The 18,883-nt window shown below is 72.6% G+C and carries 15 protein-coding genes (1 of these 15 cut by a window edge); 12 read left to right on the top strand and 3 right to left on the bottom strand.

All coding sequences use genetic code 11. From position 1 onward, the window contains the following. Nucleotides 1–21: 21 nt before the first annotated feature. Nucleotides 22–5,367, top strand: coding sequence for an excinuclease ABC subunit UvrA (uvrA, locus tag WME97_RS14010; RefSeq protein WP_437552400.1), 5,346 nt, complete (start codon nt 22–24; stop codon nt 5,365–5,367). A gap of 45 nt (nt 5,368–5,412) precedes the next feature. Here uvrA and WME97_RS14015 read toward each other — a convergent pair whose 3' ends face one another. Continuing rightward, nucleotides 5,413–5,616 (bottom strand): hypothetical protein, encoded by a 204-nt coding sequence (locus tag WME97_RS14015; RefSeq protein WP_012235204.1) that lies wholly within the window; start codon nt 5,614–5,616, stop codon nt 5,413–5,415. 162 nt (nt 5,617–5,778) lie between these two features. On the opposite strand from WME97_RS14015, the gene WME97_RS14020 reads away from it, so the two are divergent. After that, the gene (locus WME97_RS14020; RefSeq protein WP_437552401.1) at nt 5,779–6,288 is read left to right on the top strand and encodes a hypothetical protein; all 510 of its coding nucleotides are present in this window, start codon (nt 5,779–5,781) and stop codon (nt 6,286–6,288) included. A 471-nt stretch (nt 6,289–6,759) separates the two neighbouring features. Here the strand turns inward: WME97_RS14020 and WME97_RS14025 are convergent, their stop codons facing one another. Continuing rightward, nucleotides 6,760–8,829, bottom strand: coding sequence for a protein kinase domain-containing protein (locus WME97_RS14025; protein ID WP_437552402.1), 2,070 nt, complete (start codon nt 8,827–8,829; stop codon nt 6,760–6,762). A 326-nt stretch (nt 8,830–9,155) separates the two neighbouring features. Here WME97_RS14025 and nadC point away from each other — a divergent pair, with 326 nt between their 5' ends. The 3 genes from nadC to WME97_RS14040 all read left to right on the top strand — a co-directional run bounded on the left by nadC (nt 9,156) and on the right by WME97_RS14040 (nt 11,596). Further along, the gene (gene nadC, locus WME97_RS14030; RefSeq protein ID WP_437555386.1) at nt 9,156–10,007 is read left to right on the top strand and encodes a carboxylating nicotinate-nucleotide diphosphorylase; all 852 of its coding nucleotides are present in this window, start codon (nt 9,156–9,158) and stop codon (nt 10,005–10,007) included. Beyond that, entirely contained in the window at nt 10,004–10,825 is an 822-nt protein-coding gene (locus WME97_RS14035) for a biotin--[acetyl-CoA-carboxylase] ligase (RefSeq protein ID WP_437552404.1), read from the top strand. Before nadC ends, WME97_RS14035 begins: the two co-directional genes overlap by 4 nt. 117 nt (nt 10,826–10,942) lie before the next feature. After that, nucleotides 10,943–11,596: a radical SAM protein gene (locus tag WME97_RS14040; protein ID WP_437552405.1), complete on the top strand. Its 654-nt coding sequence runs from the start codon at nt 10,943–10,945 to the stop codon at nt 11,594–11,596. Between the two features lie 63 nt (nt 11,597–11,659). Here WME97_RS14040 and fbp read toward each other — a convergent pair whose 3' ends face one another. Further along, complete coding sequence (gene fbp / locus WME97_RS14045; RefSeq protein WP_437552406.1) at nt 11,660–12,703, bottom strand: class 1 fructose-bisphosphatase; 1,044 nt, start codon at nt 12,701–12,703, stop codon at nt 11,660–11,662. 309 nt (nt 12,704–13,012) lie between these two features. On the opposite strand from fbp, the gene WME97_RS14050 reads away from it, so the two are divergent. From WME97_RS14050 to WME97_RS14080, 7 genes are all read left to right on the top strand, one after another. Beyond that, nucleotides 13,013–13,939, top strand: a complete 927-nt coding sequence (locus WME97_RS14050) for a class I fructose-bisphosphate aldolase (protein ID WP_437552407.1) — start codon at nt 13,013–13,015, stop codon at nt 13,937–13,939. A gap of 270 nt (nt 13,940–14,209) precedes the next feature. Beyond that, nucleotides 14,210–15,694 carry a leucyl aminopeptidase gene (locus WME97_RS14055; RefSeq protein ID WP_437552408.1) on the top strand — a complete coding sequence of 495 codons (1,485 nt, stop codon included), beginning with the start codon at nt 14,210–14,212 and terminating at the stop codon, nt 15,692–15,694. A 3-nt stretch (nt 15,695–15,697) separates the two neighbouring features. Next, nucleotides 15,698–16,549: a tRNA 2-thiocytidine(32) synthetase TtcA gene (gene ttcA / locus WME97_RS14060; RefSeq protein WP_437552409.1), complete on the top strand. Its 852-nt coding sequence runs from the start codon at nt 15,698–15,700 to the stop codon at nt 16,547–16,549. A 9-nt stretch (nt 16,550–16,558) separates the two neighbouring features. Then, entirely contained in the window at nt 16,559–17,401 is an 843-nt protein-coding gene (locus WME97_RS14065; RefSeq protein WP_437552410.1) for a hypothetical protein, read from the top strand. A gap of 94 nt (nt 17,402–17,495) precedes the next feature. Continuing rightward, a complete protein-coding gene (locus WME97_RS14070; protein WP_157906650.1) occupies nt 17,496–17,678 on the top strand; it encodes a hypothetical protein in 183 nt (60 codons plus the stop codon). Between the two features lie 116 nt (nt 17,679–17,794). After that, the gene (locus WME97_RS14075; RefSeq protein ID WP_437552411.1) at nt 17,795–18,658 is read left to right on the top strand and encodes a peptidylprolyl isomerase; all 864 of its coding nucleotides are present in this window, start codon (nt 17,795–17,797) and stop codon (nt 18,656–18,658) included. Further along, on the top strand, nt 18,655–18,883 hold the start of the coding sequence (locus WME97_RS14080; RefSeq protein WP_437552412.1) for a roadblock/LC7 domain-containing protein. It continues 425 nt past the right edge of the window; 229 of the gene's 654 nt are visible here — the first part of the coding sequence; its start codon is at nt 18,655–18,657; its stop codon lies beyond the right edge, outside the window. Before WME97_RS14075 ends, WME97_RS14080 begins: the two co-directional genes overlap by 4 nt.

Genomic DNA, 18,883 nt, shown 5'->3' on the forward strand with positions numbered 1-18,883 from the left:
GTTCACCCTACCGCGCGTCCTATGCACTCGATCTGTCTCCGCGGCGCCCGCACGCACAACCTCCAGGGCATCGACCTCGATTTCCGGCCCGGCGAGCTCGTGGCCATCGCCGGCGTCTCGGGCGCTGGCAAATCATCGCTCGCGCTCGACACGCTCTATTCCGAGGGACAGCGCCGGTTCGTCGAGAGCTTCAGCCCGTACGCTCGCCAGTTCCTCGAGCGGCTCGAGCGGCCGCCGATCGACGCGCTCGAGCCGGTGGCGGCCGGCGTCGCCGTCGATCGACGCGCGCCGGTCAAGAGCTCGCGGTCGACCGTCGCCACGATGGCCGACCTCGAGCCGTATTTCTGCGCGCTCTTCGCGCGCGAGGCGGTGCCTGTCTGCCCGTCCTGCGAGGCGCCGGCCGCGCGGACCGACCCGGCGCGCGCGGCCGACCTCGCCGCGAGCGCGCACGAGGGGGCGACCGCGCTCGTCACGTACCCGATCGCGGTCGCCGGAACCGAGCGGTTCCTCGACGTGCGCGAGTCGTTGCTCGCCGCCGGCTACCGGCGCCTCCTCGTCCGCGGCGAGGCGCGCGACATCGACACCGTGGCGCCGTCCGAGGCGATGAGCGGCGCGGACAAGGTCGAGGTCATCGTCGATCGCGTCCGGGTCGCCCCCCGGGAGCGCCGGCGCCTCGGCGCCGCCATCGAGGAGGCATGGAAGGGCAGCGGGGGAGATGCCTCGCTCCACCTGCAGCGCAAGGCCGACGAGCAGAGCGGTCAGGGGGCGGGGCCCACGCGGCTCCGGCTCGTGCGCGGGCTCGCCTGCCCCTCGTGCGCGCGCGCCTTCGATCCTCCGCGCCCCGGGCTGTTCTCGTACCAATCCCCCACCGGCGCGTGCCCCTCGTGCCGCGGCTTCGGCCGCACCCTCGGCATCGACTACGACAAGGTGATCCCGGACCCCTCGAAGTCGATCGCAGGCGGCGCGATCCGGCCCTGGAACGGCCGCTCGACGACGTGGGAGCGGAAGCTGCTCCGCGCGTTCTGCGAGCGGAAAGGCATCCGCACCGACAAGCCGTGGCGCGACCTCTCCGACGCGCAGCGCGCGCTCGTGCTCGAGGGGGAGGGCTCATGGACCCAGGGAAAGTACCCCGGCGTGAAGGCCTGGTTCCGCTGGCTCGAGACGCGCACCTACAAGATGCACGTCCGCGTGCTGCTCGCGCGCTACCGCACCTACGACGTGTGCGGCGCGTGCAACGGCAAGCGGCTCGCGCCCGAGTCGCTCCTCTACCGCGTCGGCGGCCTGGATCTCGCCGCGTGGCACGAGCTCGAGCTCCGCGACGCCCGCGCGCGCCTCGAGGCCGAGCGCCCGCAGACGGGCCAGGGGGAGATGGCGCGCCGCGAGCTCATCGCGCGGCTCGGGTACCTCGAGCGGGTCGGGCTGGGCTACCTCTCGCTCGCCCGCCAGGCGCGCACGCTCTCGGGCGGCGAGGCGCAGCGCGTCGCGCTCACCGCGGCGCTCGGCACGTCGCTGACGGGCGCGCTCTTCGTGCTCGACGAGCCGACGGTCGGCCTGCACCCGACGGACATCCCGCCGCTCATCGCGGCGATGCGCGAGCTCGCCGATCGCGGCAACGCCGTGCTCGTCATCGAGCACGAGCCGCTCGTCATCCGGGCGAGCGATCGCGTCGTCGAGCTCGGCCCCGGCGCGGGCAAGCAGGGCGGGCGCGTCACCTTCGACGGCCCGCCCGACGGGCTCGCCGCGCGCGGCCCGCTGGCGTTGGCGCGCCCGGAGCGCCGGGCGCCGAGCGGGAAGATCGCGATCCACGGCGCGCGCGAGAACAACCTCCGCGACGTCACGGTCGACGTGCCGCTCGGCGTCGTCGTGGCGATCACGGGGCCGAGCGGCTCGGGCAAGAGCACGCTGGTGAACGACGTGCTCTACCGGCACATCGCGAGGGCGCGCGGCTACAAGGACGTCGAGGCGCCCGGCCTGTACAGGCGCATCGAGGGCACGGCCGACATCCGCACCGTCACGCTCGTCGACCAGGCGCCGCTGGGGCGCACCTCGCGGGGCAACCCCGCGACCTACACCGGCGCATGGAACCGCATCCGCGCGCTCTTCGCCGAGCAACCGGAGGCGTCGGCGCGGGACCTCGGGCCCGGCCACTTCTCGTTCAACGTCGCGCTCGGGCGCTGCGAGGCGTGCGCGGGCGAGGGGAGCGAGACGATCGAGATGCAGTTCCTCGCCGACGTGTCGCTGACCTGCCCGACCTGCAAGGGCAAGCGGTTCCGCGACGAGGTGCTCGAGGTCAAGCTCGATGGCCGCTCGGTCGCCGACGTGCTCGACCTCTCGATTGACGAGGCGTTCGAGGTCTTCGTGGGGCAGCCCGCGATCCGGCGGGCGCTCGCGCCGCTCAAGCAGCTCGGCCTCGGCTACCTCACGCTCGGCCAGCCGCTCTCGACGCTCTCCGGCGGCGAAGCGCAGCGGCTGAAGATCGCGCGCGCGCTCGGCGAGCCCTGCGCGGGCGCGCTCTTCCTCCTCGACGAGCCGAGCGCCGGCCTGCACCCCGCGGAGGTGACGCACCTCAACGCCGCGCTCTCCGTGCTCGTGGCCGAGGGCGCCTCCGTGATCGTCGTCGATCACGACCTCGACGTCATCGCCGCGGCGGATTGGGTCGTCGATCTCGGCCCGGGCGCGGGCAGCGAGGGCGGGAGCGTCGTCGCCGAGGGGACGCCCGAGGAGGTGGCCCGGACGGCGACGCGGACCGGCGTCTCGCTGGCCGAGTGGTTCGCGCAGCGGGGCGACGGCGGCGCTCGGCGCCCGCGTCGCGGCACGGCATCGGCCCCTGCCGCCCCGAAGCCCGGCAAGCGCGGCGGCGGCGTCGCGCGCGCGTCGCTCGACCGGGGTCGGATCGAGGTCGAGGGCGCCCGCGAGCACAACCTCGCCGAGGTCTCGACCGTGATCCCGCACGGCGAGATCGTCGTCATCACCGGCCCGAGCGGCTCTGGCAAGAGCACGCTCGCGTTCGACGTGGTCTTCGCCGAGGGCCAGCGGCGCTTCCTCGAGACGCTGACCCCCTACGCGCGCCAGTTCCTCCCCACGCTGCCGCGGCCAGACGTCGATCGCGTCACCGGCGTCCCCCCCTCGATCGCGCTCGAGCAGCGCACCACGCGCTCCGGCGCCAACTCGACCGTCGCGACCGTGACCGAGATCGCGCACTACCTGCGGCTGCTCTACGCCAAGGTCGGCGAGGCGCGCTGCCCGGACTGCGACGTGCCGATCGAGGCGCGCTCGCCGGACGACGTCTACCGCTCGCTCGTCTCGACGCGCGGCGCGCGGACGCTCCTCGCCCCCGCCGTCGTGGCGCGCAAGGGGACGTACCTCGACGTGTTCACCGCCGCCGCCCGGGCCGGCATCACCCGCGCGCTCGCCGACGGCGAGCCGTGCGCGACCGACAGCCCTCCTCGCCTCGACAAGCGCCGCGAGCACTCGATCGACCTCGTGATGTACGAGGGGCGCATGGACGGCCTGGATCGCGCCCTCTTCGATCGCGCCCTCGCGTTCGGGCGGGGGGCGGTCAAGCTCGTCGGCGACCGCGGCGGCGAGCAGCTGCTCTCCACGACGCGCACCTGCCCGCGCTGCGGCGTCGGTGTCCCGGAGCTCGATCCCCGCTGGTTCTCCTTCAACACGAAGCAGGGCCGGTGTGAGTCATGCGAGGGGACGGGCGCCTCGGACTTCGACGACGACGCGCTCGCGACGCCCGACCCGTGCGAGGCCTGCGGCGGCTCGCGCCTCGCGCCGATCCCGCGGGCGGTCCGGCTCGCGGGAGAGCGTTACCACCAGGCGTCGGGCCGCTCGGTCGCGGCCGCGGCCGCGTGGGCGAGGGGGCTACAGTTCACGGGCGACCGCGCGCTGATCGCCGAGGCGCCGCACAAGGAGCTCTGCCGCCGGCTCGACTTCGTCTGCGAGGTCGGCCTCGGCTACCTCACGCTCGATCGGCGCGCTGCCACCCTCTCGGGCGGCGAGATGCAGCGCCTGCGGCTCGCGGCGCAGCTCGGCAGCGGCCTCACCGGGGCGCTGTACGTCCTCGACGAGCCGACGATTGGCCTGCACCCGCGCGACACCGACCGGCTGCTCGGCAACCTCCGGCGGCTCGCTGGGATGGGCAGCACCGTGCTCATGGTGGAGCACGACGCCGACACGATCCGCGCGGCGGATCACCTGATCGACCTCGGCCCCTCGGGCGGGCGCAAAGGCGGCCGGATCGTCGCGGCGGGGCCGTCGCGCGCGGTGCTCGCGAACCCCGACTCGCCGACCGCCCGGGCGCTCGCCGGCGAGGATGCGCTGCTCAGCGCGCGCCCGGCGCGCCCTCCCGTGCGCGAGCACATCGAGCTCCTCGGCGCCCGCGCGCACAACCTCCAGGGGGACACGCTCCGGCTCCCCGCGGGCCGGATGACGGTGGTCGCCGGCGTGTCCGGCTCGGGGAAGAGCACGCTGATCCAGAAGGTGCTCTACCCCGCCGCGCGCCGCGCGCTGAAGCTGGAGGCGCCCGAGCCGGGCCCGCACAAGGCGCTGCGGCTGCCGAAGAGCATCCTGCGGGCGGTGGCCGTCGATCAGTCGCCCATCGGGCGGACGCCGCGCTCGATCCCCGCGACGTTCCTGGGTGTCTGGGACGAGGTCCGCAAGCTCTACGCTGCCTGCCCCGACGCGCAGGTGCGCGGCTACGGCCCTGCGCGGTTCTCCTTCAACACGGCCTCCGGCGGGCGGTGCCCCGCGTGCGAGGGGCAGGGCGTCATCGCGCACGAGATGTCGTTCTTGCCGGACGTGACCACGCCTTGCGAGGCGTGCGGCGGCGCGCGCTTCGAGCCGGCGACGCTCGACGTGCGCTACCTCGGTCTGTCCGTCGGCGAGCTCCTGGACCTCACCGCGGAGGAGGCCGTCGAGGTCTTCGCGGCCCACCCGAAGATCCGCGCCCCGCTCTCGACGATGTGCGATCTCGGCGTCGGTTATCTCCACATCGGCCAGGGGTCGCACACGCTCTCGGGCGGCGAAGCGCAGCGGCTCAAGCTCGCGGCGGAGCTGACGGCCGGCGCGCGGCCGAAGCCCACGCTCTATGTGCTCGATGAGCCCACGACCGGCCTGCATCTGGCGGACGTGACGCGCCTGGTCCGCGTGCTCGATCGCCTCGTCGAGCGCGGCGACACGCTGGTGATCATCGAGCACCACCCGGCGGTCATCGCGTGCGCGGATCACGTGGTCGAGCTCGGCCCGGAGGGCGGCGCCGGCGGTGGGCGCATCGTGGCGGAGGGCACCCCGCGGGAGGTGGCGCGTCAGCCGACGGCGACGGGCGAGGTGCTGAAGCGGATCTTCGCGAAGGCTACGTGAGCGGGCGCGCCGCGCGAACCGGCGCGCCGTCCCGGGGAGCGCGGCTCAGCCGCCGGCGCGCTTTGCGTACTGGTACGCGGTGTACGCGGAGATCAGGTGGCAGATCCAGCCGAGCCAGCCGCCCGAGCCGATCCACAGGCCTGGGGTGACGATCAGCCAGAAAATGCAGCGCAGGAACGCGCCGTTGTAGAGCTGCCCAACGCCCGGAATAAGGAACGAAAGCACTGCCGCGATCCCGGATTTGCTCATGGCATCGGAACCTGATCACCGTGACCGCCCTGTCAAGCGGGCTGGGGAAACCTGGGCACGGACCCGCCGCGCCGCGGCCAGCGGCACAGCGCGCGGTGCAGGAGCGCTCAGCGGCTGCCTGGTAGGACGATCCTTCGACGGCCCGTCGAGGACGTAGAAGGGGTGGGCGCAGGGGTCGTCCCCGTGGCGGTCGGCGCAGGGGTCGTCCCCGTGGCGGTGGGCGCAGGGGTCGTTCCCGTGGCGGTGGGCGCAGGGGTCGTCCCCGTGGCGGTGGGCGCAGGGGTCGTCCCCGTGGCGGTGGGCGCAGGGGTCGTCGCCGTCGGCTTGGGTTGCGCTTGCGCCGCCGGCTTCGGGGCTGCCACAGGGGCAGGCGCGGGCGGCTCCGGTGCGGTCGCCGCGGGTGTAGCGGCCGTCGGAGGGGGAGGCGCCGGATCGCCGGCGACCGACGCAGGCGCCGGGGGCGCCTCGATGGGCGTCAGCGCTGCAGCATCTTCGGATGATCCTCGGCTGCGCATCACGAAGAAGACGGTCGTCAGCCCGCCGATGACCACGAACGCGCCGATCCCGATCAGCGCGAGCGTCGCGCCGGAGCTCTTCGCGCGAGGCCGCGCGGGGATCGGCGCCGGGTACAGCGCGCCGCTGCCCGGCGGCTGGGGAGCGCCGCCGGCGTGAAACCCCGGCGCTCCGGCGGCCCCGGGGCCACCTGGGGCCCCGAACGGCGCGCCGCCGTACGGGCTGGGAGGCTGGGGCGGCTGCCCGTAAGCGCCTCCTGCTCCAGGTGGCCCGCCGTAATTCGCTGTCGCACCGGGCCCGTACGGGCCGGGTGCACCAGGTGGCGGCGCGCCGTACGGGCCAGCGGGAGCGCCGTACGGGCCGGGCATTCCGGGAGGCGCGCTGTTGGTCCCGCCTTCGACGAGGGTCCGCGGGACGGCTGCGCCAGCGGCGTTCGGATCGTGCGGCGCGGTGCCGGGCGGCACGGGAAAGGCGCCCTGCGGCGAGTTGGGCCCTGCGAGCGGAGGCTCGCCGGGCACGGTCTTGCCAGGGCCGTACATGCCGCTCGGGGGCGCAGGCCATCCCGGCGGCGGACCGCTATTCTGGTTGCTCATCGAGATCGCATCCTACCTACCGTACGCGCCTGGCGCGTCAGTTGTTGGGTACGATGATCACGCGCCGGCGAGGCCTGTCCGACGGCGTGGTGGTGGTCGGGCTCGTCGTCGGCGGGCTCGTCGTCGGCGGGCTCGTCGTGTTCGGCTGGGGGTTGGCCGGCGGCTGTGCGCTGGTCGGCGCGGGGAATGGGAACGGCGGCAGCGTCGACGGGATGACCCAGGGAAGCTGGGGGATGATCGTCGTCCCGCTGGGGCGTGTCGTCGGCGCCGTCGTGGTCGGCGGCGCCGTCGTGCTCGGCGTCGCCGGCGGCTTCGCCGTCGTGGTCGGCCGGGGCTGCGGCTTGGCGACCACGGGCGGCTCGACGGGAGGTGGCGTCACCGCCGGGGGCGTCACGGCGGGGGGCGTCGTCGCGGGCGGGCTGGGATCCGAAGGCACCGTGTTGGCCGGCTGGAAAGTCGGCAGGGCCGGCGCCACGTCGGCCTGCTCCTTCCGGCTCAGCTCGTTGGCGATGTACAGACCGCCGACGACGGCCCCCGTGATCCCCGTGGCGAGCAGCAGGATGGCGAACAGCGAAGTCCCGCCTCGCGCGGGTCGCTGCGCGCCGTGCGCCGAGGCGCTCTGCGAGATCCTCGGCAGCGGATCCATCGGCGCCGTCCCAGGGATGTAGCCCTGCGCGCCTCCGCCATACGCGCCGCCATACCCGGGCGCCGGGCCGCCGTTGAATCCGCCACCCGGGGCCGCGCTCCGGTCCATGAACGGCGCGCCTCCGACCGCCGTCCCTCCCGGGCGTGGCGACGCATCGAAGGGCCCCGGCTCGTGGCTCGTGGCGGGCACCCCCTGGGGGAGAGCGTAGGGGGCGGCGCTCACGGTCGCCGGCTGCGCGATCTGGGGATAGCCCCCTTGAGCGAGGTACGGGCCGGAGGAGGGCTCCGGCCTCGGCGTGAACGCTGGCGCTGACGCCGAGGGACCTCGGGCATCCGAGGAAAAGCCGCCCATGGGGGTCGAGGGCCCGAGGCCGCCCGGGGGGCCGCTGGACGCGTGCTGCGCGCTGCCGTCCTCCGGCGGAATCGTCTTGGGAACGGAGCTGGCGCGACCGTCCCCCATCGCGTTGGTCGCGGGCGCCGCCGCGGAAGGCGCGAGCATCCCGGGCGCCGCGAGGGCTGCCGCCAGGGCGGCCCCGGATGACCGCGCCAGGCTGACCTCGGACGGCGCGGGGGTGAGCGCCGACGGGGCGCGGGCGGCTCGGGCGAACGGCTCCAGGGCGCTGCGGAACTCGGCGGTGGTCGCGAAGCGATCCGGCGGCGAGGCCGCCATGGCGCGGTGGACGGCGGCGCAGAGGCCGGGCGCGAGCTCCGGCGCCAGGTCGGAGAGCCGCGAGATCTGGCCCGAAAGGTAGGCTCCCGCGATCTGCTGGGGCTCATCGCCGCCGACCGGCCGGCGGCCAGCCAGCATCTCGAAGATGATGACGCCCAGCGAGAAGATGTCGGCGCGCGCGTCCACGGAGTCCGCGGAGTAGGCCTGCTCGGGCGCCATGTACTCGGGGGTGCCCATGATCACGCCGGGGCGCGTCAACCCGCGATCGAGCTCCCCCGTGACCTTCAGCTTGGCGATGCCGAAGTCGAGCAGCTTGATGAGCGGCTCTCCCTTGGCGGACTTCGTGATGATCACGTTGTCCGGCTTGAGGTCCCGGTGGACGACGCCCGCGCGATGAGCGGCCTCGACGCCCTCGAGCATCTGCATCGTGTACTCGAGCGCGTCGGGGTACCCGAGACGGATGCCTGCCCGGTAGAGCTCCTCGTACAGGGTCTGGAGCGTCTTCCCCTCCAGGTACTCCATCACGATGAACGCCAGGCCGGACGCCGTCTGGTCGACGTCGCTGACGCGAACCACGTGCGCGCTCTGGATCTGCGCGGAGACGCGCGCCTCCTGAAGGAAGCGCTGCACCAGGCCGGAGCGGCGGGACAGCTCGGGGTGGAGAAACTTGAGGGCGACCGTCGTCCCCAGCACCTCGTGGCGGGCTTCGTAGACGCTCCCCATGCCGCCATCGCCGATGAGGCGCACGAGTCGGTACTTGTTGTTGATGACCTGGCCTGCCTGCGGACGCATCGATCTCCGTTGAGGGCGCTGGAGTTGCTCGGAGAGTCTCACAGGCTGGTAGACGAACGTCAGCCCCATTTGTGCGACACAGCGTCGCGATGATCGCGATCCGCCCTGCTTTTCGGCGCAGCGAGCCCCAACCATTTCCGCCCGCGTCCCGTCCAGGGCGCCCATAAGGCTGAGGTCGCACGCTCCGGGGTGCACGTGCCACCCCAAGGATGTACAATGACGCGATGCGTCATTGTGGCTCGTGTGGGCGCGACAGCGCTGATGCGCGCGTGCGGGACCGAGTATACCTGGGAGCGCCGCGTGGGAGCGGCGCCGAGGAGATGCCCGTGCTGGCTGCGCCGTTGCTCGATGCCCTGATCGATCGCTCTCTGGAGGAAGACCTCGCGGGAGGCGATCTCACCACCGAGGCTTGTGTCGAGGCCTCCGCGCGCGCGACGGCGAAGGCGGTCGCGCGCAAGCCGCTCGTCGCGTGCGGGGGCGACGTGTTCCTGCGCGTCTTTCAGCGCCTGGATCGGCAGGTGGAGGGCGAGGTGCTCGTCGCGGACGGCACCGCGGTCGGCGTCGGCACGGTGCTGTGGACGGTGCGCGGTCGCGCGCGCTCGCTCCTCAGCGCGGAGCGCACCGCGCTCAACCTCGCGCAGCGGATGAGCGGCGTCGCCTCCGAGGCGCGTCGCTACGCCGAGGCGATCCCGGCTGGGTCGAGCGTGCGCATCACCGACACCCGCAAGACGACGCCCGGTCTCCGCGGGCTGGAGCGCTACGCGGTGCGCGTGGGCGGCGCGCACAACCACCGCGACAGCCTCGGGAGCGCCGTGCTCATCAAGGACAACCACATCGTCGCGGCGGGCGGCATCGCGACCGCCATCGCTCGCGCGCGGGCGCGCGCCCCGCACACGACGAAGGTCGAGGTCGAGGTGGCCTCGCTGCAGGAGCTCGATCAGGCGCTGGCCGCCGGCGCCGACATCATCATGCTCGACAACTTCACGCTGGCCGACGTCAAGGCCGCGTCCGCGCGCGTGCGGTCGGCGCCGCACGGCCGGCCTCTCCTCGAGGTCTCCGGCGGCATCACGCTGGAGCGCATCCCCGAGCTCGTCGCGGCTGGCATCGACGTCATCAGCGTCGGGGCGCTGACGCATTCGGCGCGCGCGGCCGACATCGCGCTCGATCTCTCGCTGTGAGGCGGCTCGACGGGGAGGCGATAGAGCGCGAGCTCTCGCGGCTGGGCGCGTCGTTCGGGCGGCCGCTCGCCGTGGCGGCCGAGACCGCGTCGACGAACGACGACGCGCGGAGCGCGGCCGCGGCCGGCGCGCCGCACGGGGCTGCGTTCCTTGCCGACGCGCAGACCCAGGGTCGGGGGCGCGGCGGGCGCTCCTGGCACTCTCCGCCCGGCGAGAACCTCTACCTGTCGGTGGTGTTGCGCCCGAGCCTGCCGGCGAGCCGAGTGGCCCCCATCGCGCTCGTCATGGGGCTCGCCGTCGCGTCCGTCATCGAGCGACGGCTCGCGCCTCTTCCGTCCCGCGGCGCGTCGGGCGGCGGCTCCGCCGTCGAGGTGCGGCTCAAGTGGCCCAACGACGTGCTCGCCGGGGGCCGCAAGCTGGCGGGGATCCTCGTCGAGGCGCAGCTGCGCGGCGAGTCGGTGAGCAGCGTGATCGTCGGCGTCGGGCTCAACGTCCATGCGTCGAGCTTCCCGCCGGATCTGTCGGCGCGGGCCACGTCGCTCGCGATGCTCGGGATCGACGACGTCCCGCGCGAGCGCCTCGCCGCGGAGCTGCTCCAGGCGATCGGCGACGCGGCGGCGAGGTTCGAGGCAGGAGAGCTCGCGCCCTTCGCGGAGGATCTCGCCCGGATGGACTGGCTGCGCGGCCGCCGCGTCGAGGTCGCCGGCGTGGTCGGCGTCGCGGCGGGGATCGATCCGGAGGGGCACCTGCTGGTCCGCGGCGCGGACGGCATCCTCCGGGCGGTGGCGGCGGGCGAGGTCAGCGTCATCTCCAGCTGAGCGCCCCGCGCCGCTTGCGTTGCGCGCTCGGCGCGGCCAAAGCTCCCGCCCCACCTCGGGTCGCCGGCGGCGTGGCGCCGCCGAGGCGGACCGAGGCTCCTCGGAGGCGTCGCTTCCTTGAAAGAAGACACCCTCGTCGTCCACGAAATCTACGCCAGCGTGCAGGGCGAATCGACGTTCGCCGGGCTGCCGTGCACCTTCGTCCGGCTCACCGGGTGCAACCTGCGCTGCGCCTGGTGCGACACGTCGCAGGCCTTCTACGGCGGCAAGCGGATCCGCCGCGGCGACGTCCTGGAGCGCGCGCTCGCCCTCGGCACGCCGCTCGTCGAGCTCACGGGGGGCGAGCCTCTCCTTCAGCCCGGGTCGTTCCCGCTCCTCGCGGAGCTCTGCGACGCGGGCCGGACCGTCCTCGTCGAGACCAGCGGCGAGGCAGACGTCTCGCGCGTCGATCCGCGCGTGCACAAGATCATGGACCTGAAGGCGCCTGGCTCGGGGGAATCCCACCGGAACCGCTGGTCGAACCTGGATCACCTGACGCCGCGCGACGAGATCAAGTTCGTGCTCGCCGATCGGGCGGACTATGCGTGGATGCGGGACACCATCCGCGAGCGGCGCCTCGACGCGCGCGGCGTGACGCTGCTCGCCTCGTGCGTGTGGGGCAAGCTGTCGCCGAAGGAGCTCGTCCAGTGGGTGCTCGACGATGGCCTCCGCGTCCGGGTGCAGGTCCAGCTCCACAAGGTGATCTGGGGAGCCGACGCGCAGGGGGTCTGACCCGCGGGTCGCCCCCCGCGCTGCGGCTCGTGCCGGTGAGGGCGGCGCCCTTCTCTCGCAGCCTCAGCGCTCGCCGCGCGCAAACTGCTCGAAATCTTCGACGTCGCGGGGCGAGCCGAGGACGAGCGGCACGCGCTCGTGGAGCGACCTCGGGACCCTGTCGAGGATGCGCTCGGCCCCGGTGCTCGCCTTTCCGCCTGCGGCCTCGAAGATGAACGCGAACGGGTTCGCCTCGTAGAGCAGCCGCAGCTTGCCCTGGCCGCTGCGATCGGCGGGGTACGCGAAGATGCCGCCCTTGAGCAGCGTCCGGTGCGCGTCCGCGACCAGCGAGCCCACGTAGCGCGCGCCGTACGGCCGCCCCTCGTGCTTGCTGTCCTCCTTGATCCACGCGTTCCAGCGGCGCACGTCCTCCGGCCATCGCGCGCTGTGGCCTTCGTTGATGGAGTACGTCGAGCCGCGCTCGGGGATCCGGATGTTCTCGTGAGAGAGAAAGAACTCTCCCACGGTCGGGTCGTAGGTGAAGCCGTGCACGCCGCCGAGGCCGGTCGTGATGACGAGCAGCGTCGACGAGCCGTAGAGCACGTAGCCGGCCGCGACCAGATCGCGGCCGGGGCGAAGGAAGTCCGAGGGATCGGCGCCCATCTTGGCGTCGCTCTTCCGGAGCACACCGAAGATCGTGCCGATCGAGATGTTCACGTCGATGTTGGACGAGCCGTCGAGCGGGTCCACGACGACGATGTACTTCGCTCGTGGGTCCGTGGAGAGGAGCCTCATTTCACCGAGCTCCTCGCTCACCACGGCCGCGCAGTGCCCGCGCCTTCCGAGCACGCTGAGCAGCGTCTCGTTGGCGACCTCGTCGAGCTTCTGCACGACCTCGCCCTGGACGTTGGTCTGTCCCGTGTATCCGAGGACGTTGGCGAGGCCGGCCCGCCGGACCTTGGACGTCACGAGCTTCGCCACCAGGCCGAGCTGGTTCAGGAGGGAGGTGAACGCCCCTGTCGCCGCGGGGAACCCGAGCATTCCTTCGAGGATGTATGTCTCGAGCGTGATCCCGATGCGTGACGGCGCCTCCGGCGGCTTCCAGCTCAGATCCCGTTGGTCCGACATGATCCCTCCGCGTTGTCGGCGAGGACGTTACCGCCCCGCCACGTGCTCGCGCTTGCGTCCGCCGCTGTGGCCCCGAGGGCGGACCGGCGCAGTTTCGAGAATTGCGTATCCGATGGCTTCGTACAACATCCTCGGGGCGCTGGACCGCCCGCGCGTTGGGCTCGATACGTTCGTCCAAGTCCTGAAGATGCGGCCCGAGTCCGTTCGCCCGAGCACCCTGACACGGCGCCGCGGGCATGACGGGGTGGGTTCACGCCCCGGGCGGGCCACGCGCTTCCTGGCGCAGCAGCACCTTCGACGGAGTGATTCATGGCGCTCACCACCCGTGTAGAGCAGATCCTCTCCTGGTACGCCTCCGAGAACCCAGGCACGCTGACGAACCTCGTCCGGCTGCTCAACCATGGCGCGCTCGCGGGCACCGGAAAGATGGTGATCCTGCCGGTGGACCAGGGCTTCGAGCACGGTCCGGTGCGATCGTTCGCTCCGAACCCCGAGGCCTACGACCCCGATTACCACTTTCAGCTCGCGATCGACGCCGGGTGCAACGCCTACGCGGCGCCGCTCGGATCGCTGGAGGCTGGCGCGGCCAGGTTCGCGGGGCAGGTGCCCCTGATCCTGAAGCTGAACAACAGCGACACGCTGGCGAAGGTGGAGCAGCCCGTGTCGGCGGTGACCGGCTCGGTCGAGGACGCGCTCCGCCTCGGCTGCGTCGGCGTCGGCTACACGATCTACCCCGGGTCCGGCGCGAGAAACAGGATGTACGAGGACCTTCGCGAGATCGCCCTCGAGGCCAAGCGCAGGGGCCTGGTCGTCATCGTCTGGAGCTATCCGCGCGGCGCCGGACTGTCGAAGCAGGGCGAGACGGCCATCGATGTCTGCGCCTATGCGGCGACGATTGCGGCCCAGCTCGGCGCACACATCATCAAGGTCAAGCCGCCGACCGCTCATATCGAGCAGGAGGAGGCGAGAAAGATGTACGAGAAATACAACATTCCCATCCAGACGCTCACCGACCGGACCCGGCACGTCGTGCAGGCAACGTTCGGCGGCAAGCGCGTGGTGATCTTCTCTGGCGGCGAGTCCAAGGCGACCGACGCCGTCCTGGAGGAGGTGCGCGAGATGGCCGCAGGCGGGTCCTTCGGGTCGATCATGGGGCGGAATGCGTTCCAGCGCCCTCGCGTCGAGGCGCTTCGGCTCCTCGCCGACGTGATCCAGATCTACGGGTCGGCGCGCTGACGCCCCTCCATCCGGCGCTCGGGGCGGGCCGGCTCGGACCCGCAGACCGGAGGGCAGCGTCGCGCGAGGCGCTCCGACGGCGGGCCGCCGAGCGCGGAGGCTGCGCGGAGCCGTGCGGAACCGCGCGGGACTGCGCGCCTGGGAGCGCGAGCGCTCTCCCGCCCGCACCTCGGGCCGACCGCCTGCGGGCATCGTCCACGTCGACGGGGTTAGCCCTTCGTGTTTAGATGCCGCGCTGGACCCCTCCACATCCCGGGCTCAGGAGACCGCATGCCGATCAAAGTGAACCTCGCCTCGTCCGACCCGCTGAGCATCGCCGTCGACGTCGTCGTCATCGGCGTGCCTGAAGGCGCTTCGACGGGTGAGGGCGTGCTGGCGAGGCTCGTGGCGGCGCTGGGCGAGTCGGTGACTCACCAGGTCAAGCGTGACGACTTCACGGGGAAGAGGGATCAGAGCATCGATTTCGCGACGCACGGCGCGTTGAAGCCCGGCCGGGTGCTCTTGCTCGGGCTCGGGTCGGGCAAGGTCACCGACGTCGAGTGCAGGCTGCTCGCGGCGAGGGGGGCGCGCTTCGCGAACGGCGTGCGCGCCGAGAGCATCGCGGTCGTCGTGCCTCCCGGCGTCGAGCGCGCGGAGCGGGCCGCCGCGGAGGGGCTCGTGCTCGGGGCCTACCGGTTCACCCGCTACTTCACGGGCGATCGTCTGCCCAAGGTCGCGCTCTCCCGCGGCACCGTGGTCATCGAGGGCAAGGTGGGCAAGGCGGCGCGCGATGCCGTCGCGCTCGGCCAGCAGGTCGGCGAGGCGATCTGCGTCGCGCGCGACCTCGTCAACGAGCCGCCCAACGAGGTCTATCCGGAGGCGCTCGCGCGTGTCGCGGTGGACGTGGGCAAGCAGCACGGGCTCAAGGTGACGGTGCTCGACAAGGCCGCGCTCACCAAGCGGGGCATGAAGCTCATCATGGCGGTGGGGCAGGGGAGCGCGCGGGATCCCCGGCTGGTCCACATGATCTACGCTCCTCCCGGGAAGCCGAAGGGGAAGCTCGTCTTCGTGGGCAAGGGGCTCACCTTCGACAGCGGCGGGCTCTGCATCAAGCCAGCTCCGGGCATGGAAGAAATGAAGGGCGACATGGGCGGCGCCGCGAACGTGATCGCGCTGATGGCCGCCGTCGCGGCCGCCAAGCCGAACGTCGAGGTGCACGGCGTCATCGGCGCGGCAGAGAACATGCCCGACGGCGCGGCATACCGGCCCGGCGACATCTTCGGCTCTCTGGACGGCAGGACGGTGGAGATCATCAACACCGACGCAGAGGGGCGCCTGGTCCTCGCCGACTGCCTCGCCTATGCGCGCGCGCTGAAGCCGGACCTCATCGTCGACAACGCGACCCTCACGGGCGCGTGCGTGGTGGCCCTCGGGCCGACCGTGTCCGGCTTCTTCTCGAACCGCGAGGAGCTCGCGGAGCGCCTGCGGAGCGCCGCGAAGGCCGCGGGCGAGTCGATGTGGCAGCTCCCCCTCATCGAAGAGCTCCGCGACGGCCTCAAGAGCGACTGGGCCGACATCAAGCACACGGCCGACCGCTGGGGAGGGGCCATCACCGCAGCCTTGTTCCTGCGCGAGTTCGTGGGGGATGTCCCCTGGGTCCACGTGGATATCGCTGGCCCATCCATGGCGAACAAGCCGTACGGCATCTTCTCCAAGGGCGGGACGGGCCACGGCGTGCTTACCTTCCTCCGCCTCATCGAAGGCTTCACCGGCTAAACCGTGCAACTCCGCCGCAAGCTCGCGCGCGCCATGGGGCGCGCCATCACCGACTTCAACATGATCGCCGACGGCGATCGGATCCTCTGTGCTGTCTCGGGGGGCAAGGACAGCTACGCGATGCACGCGCTGCTCGTCGACCTCGCGCGGCGCGCGCCGGTCCGGTTCAGCGTGATCGCGGTCAACATCGACCAGGGGCACCCTGGCTACCCGGGACACCTCCTCACCGACTACATGGCGGCGGGCGGCCACGAGTTCCGGATGATCTCCGAGGACACCTACTCGATCGTCACCGAGAAGATCCCCGAGAACAAGACGTATTGCTCCCTCTGCTCCCGCCTGCGCCGGGGCATCCTGTACCGCATCGCGCGCGAGCTCGGCTGCTCGAAGATCGCCCTCGGCCACCACCGTGACGACGCCGTGACGACGCTGCTCCTGAACCTGATCTTCGCGGGGCAGCTGAAATCGATGCCGCCGAAGCTCATCTCCGACGACGGCGACAACATCGTGATCCGTCCGCTGATCTACTGCGCCGAGGCCGAGCTCGCCGCGTTCGCCGCGGAGGAGCGGTTCCCGATCATCCCCTGCGACCTGTGCGGGTCCCAGGACAACCTCCAGCGCAAGGCGGTGAGCCAGCTCCTCGCGGATCTCGACGCGCGCCACCCCGGGACGCGGCAGAACATGCTCGCAGCCCTCGGCAATGTGCGCCCGAGCCACCTCTTTGACACGGGCCTTTGGAAGCGGCTCGGGCTCGAGGTCGCCCGGGAAGAGGGGAGCGCAGGCGACGAGGCGGGCGTGGGTGCGCCAGCGCCGGACGTGCTGCCCGTGGGCAACCTCCTGAGAAACCTGGCCTAGCGCTCGCTCATGAGCACGGATGCCCCCGGCGCCATCTCGATCGGCGCTCCGCGCGAAGAGCAGTCCACCGCGTCGGCCTCCGTCGGTCGCGGCGGTGCGTTGACGCGCGGGGTCGACGGGGCGTCAGGCTCGGACCACCCGGAGGCGCCGCTGCCGGGGGCGGCGCGCTTCGACCTGGGTCCGGGCGGCGGGCGCGCCCCGCAGGCGTTGCTCGCCGCGGTCGTCGCCTGGATGATCACGGTCGCGCCCGCGGGTTTCGGTCGTGGCGCACCCGTATTCGCCAGCATCGCCGCCACGCTCGCCTTCCTGTGCGGCGTCGCTGCGCCGCTGCTCGCCCCCACGCACCGCCGGGTCGCCCGGCACCTCGGCATCTCCGTCTTCCTCGCGCTGGTCACGCTGACCTGGCTGCTGGCTTCTCCTTCCCTTCAGCCATCCCGCCTCGACCCGGTCCGCGCGGCGATCGGCGCGATCGCCTGGGGTATCTTCGCGCTTTCCTGGCGCGATCGCTGGGATGTGCGGCGCCAGCCGGAGCCGGAGCCAGACGCACCGCTCCTGCAGGCCCGAGCCCACCTCCCTCCGCTCGCGACGGCGATCGTCGCCTTCGGAGCGCTCGTGAGCCTCGCGATCCTCGTGCTCGCCTGGCGCATCCGAGACCCGGAGCGCGCCCTCTTGGCCCAGGCCGTCGCGGTAGCCTGCGCTGTCGCGCTGATCACGGCGGCGTCCGGCGTCGCGGTGGCTCGTGGCCGCCGGCACACGGGCGGCGGACGGCGGCCCCCCCACCGAGCCGTTCGGCACCTGGTGGTCCTCATCGTCTTTGCGGTCCTGGGGGCGGTGGCGATGACGCTGCGGTGAGCGGCGGCGCGGCCGTGGCCTCCCGGCTGCCGCCGCTCCCTGGTGTCCCCGCATCCCCGCCGGTTCCTCACCAAATCGCGTTACACTCATGGGCGTGTCCCGCGCAGTCGATGTGTTCGCGGTTCTGCTCCTCGTCGCCGCAGCGTTCTCCTTTGCCTTCGGGGTTCACGCGCTCGGTGATCGCCAGGATTTCAAGGCGATCTACCTCCTCGTGATCGGCGGCCTCTCGCTCAAGGCGTCCACGGAGATCCTTCGTCCCCGCGGGGGTAGCGCGTGAGCCCTGGGCGCCGAACGATCGCGGCCATCGCGTGTCTGTGCGCGTGCGCGGCCTGGGCTGCTCTATCGACGTCCGCGAGGGGGGCGGCGCCGCTGCCGCCCGACGTGGCGGCTCGCGTGGGCGCGAGCGACGTCGCCGTCGACTCGGTAGCGCGCATCGCGGCGGCGCAGCAGATCCCGCCTGCGCAGGCCCGGGACGCGGCGGTCCGCGACGCGCTCTGGGCCGCCGAGGCACGAGCCCGCGGCCTCGACCAGGAGCCCGACGTGCGGCGCGAGATCAGCCTGGTGCTCGCCCGTCGCACGCTCCACCGCCTGAAAGAGGAGGCGGCGAACGCAGGACCGGTGACCGACGAAGAGCTCCGCGTCGCCACCGAGCGCCACTGGCTCGATCTCGATCGTCCCGAGGGGTACCGCACCGTGCACGCCGTCGTGAAGCTCTCGGAAGACGCTGGCGAGGCTGCCCGTGACAAGGCGAAGGCGATCGCCGACGCCATCCGGACCGCCGTCTTGTCTTCGCGCGAGGTCGCTCAGCGCACCGAGCCGCCCCGCGCCGCGGGGACGCCGCAACCGCCCCCCGATCCGGCTGCAGAGGCGTTCATCAGCGCCGCGAAGGGCGTCCCTGCCGACGGCCTCGAGGTCGTGGCGCAGGCGCTCGCGCCGGTGACGGAGGCGGGTCGCGTGCTCACGCCGGAGCCGCAGCAGTTTGACCCCGCCTTCTCCCGCGCGGCCGCGTCCCTGGTCGCGCGCGGAGATCTCACCGCACCGGTCACATCGGCCTTCGGCGTGCATGTCATCATGCTCCTCGAGCGCATCCCGGCGCAGGTGGTGCCTGTCGAGGAGCGACGCGGCCTGGTGCGCGACGAGGTCGTGGCGGACCGCGCGCGCGCCGCCCAGTCGAGGTTCCTCGAGGTGGCACGGCGCGAGCCGAAGATCGCGGGGGCCGTCGATGCGTTGCTCGAGCTCGTGCGGATCGAGCCATGACCACATCGCGCAACGGAGGGCGCAACCGGACCCGACGCCGGCTTCCACGTGACCAGGCGCCGTCCTCTTTCACGTCGATCCTCGAGGATCTCCTGTGCGCGATCCCGGGCGCGCACGCTGCCGCGCTCGTGGATTTCGAGGGGGAGACCATCGACTACGCCGGCGGGCTCGACCCCTACGATGTGAAGGTGACCGCGGCCCACTGGCAGATCGTGCTGGCCGAGG

Origin of the sequence: Sorangium sp. So ce367, assembly GCF_051520455.1 — a bacterium.
In the GTDB taxonomy this organism is placed as follows: Bacteria; Myxococcota_A; Polyangia; order Polyangiales; family Polyangiaceae; genus Sorangium; species Sorangium cellulosum_B.

What these genes read in the sequence shown, in the direction of transcription:
- uvrA (WP_437552400.1), top strand. Translation starts at nt 22, where the DNA reads ATGCACTCGATCTGTCTCCGCGGCGCCCGCACGCACAACCTCCAGGGC.
- WME97_RS14015 (WP_012235204.1), bottom strand. Translation starts at nt 5,616, where the DNA reads ATGAGCAAATCCGGGATCGCGGCAGTGCTTTCGTTCCTTATTCCGGGC.
- WME97_RS14025 (WP_437552402.1), bottom strand. Translation starts at nt 8,829, where the DNA reads ATGCGTCCGCAGGCAGGCCAGGTCATCAACAACAAGTACCGACTCGTG.
- fbp (WP_437552406.1), bottom strand. Translation starts at nt 12,703, where the DNA reads ATGTCGGACCAACGGGATCTGAGCTGGAAGCCGCCGGAGGCGCCGTCA.
- WME97_RS14050 (WP_437552407.1), top strand. Translation starts at nt 13,013, where the DNA reads ATGGCGCTCACCACCCGTGTAGAGCAGATCCTCTCCTGGTACGCCTCC.
- WME97_RS14055 (WP_437552408.1), top strand. Translation starts at nt 14,210, where the DNA reads ATGCCGATCAAAGTGAACCTCGCCTCGTCCGACCCGCTGAGCATCGCC.
- WME97_RS14065 (WP_437552410.1), top strand. Translation starts at nt 16,559, where the DNA reads ATGAGCACGGATGCCCCCGGCGCCATCTCGATCGGCGCTCCGCGCGAA.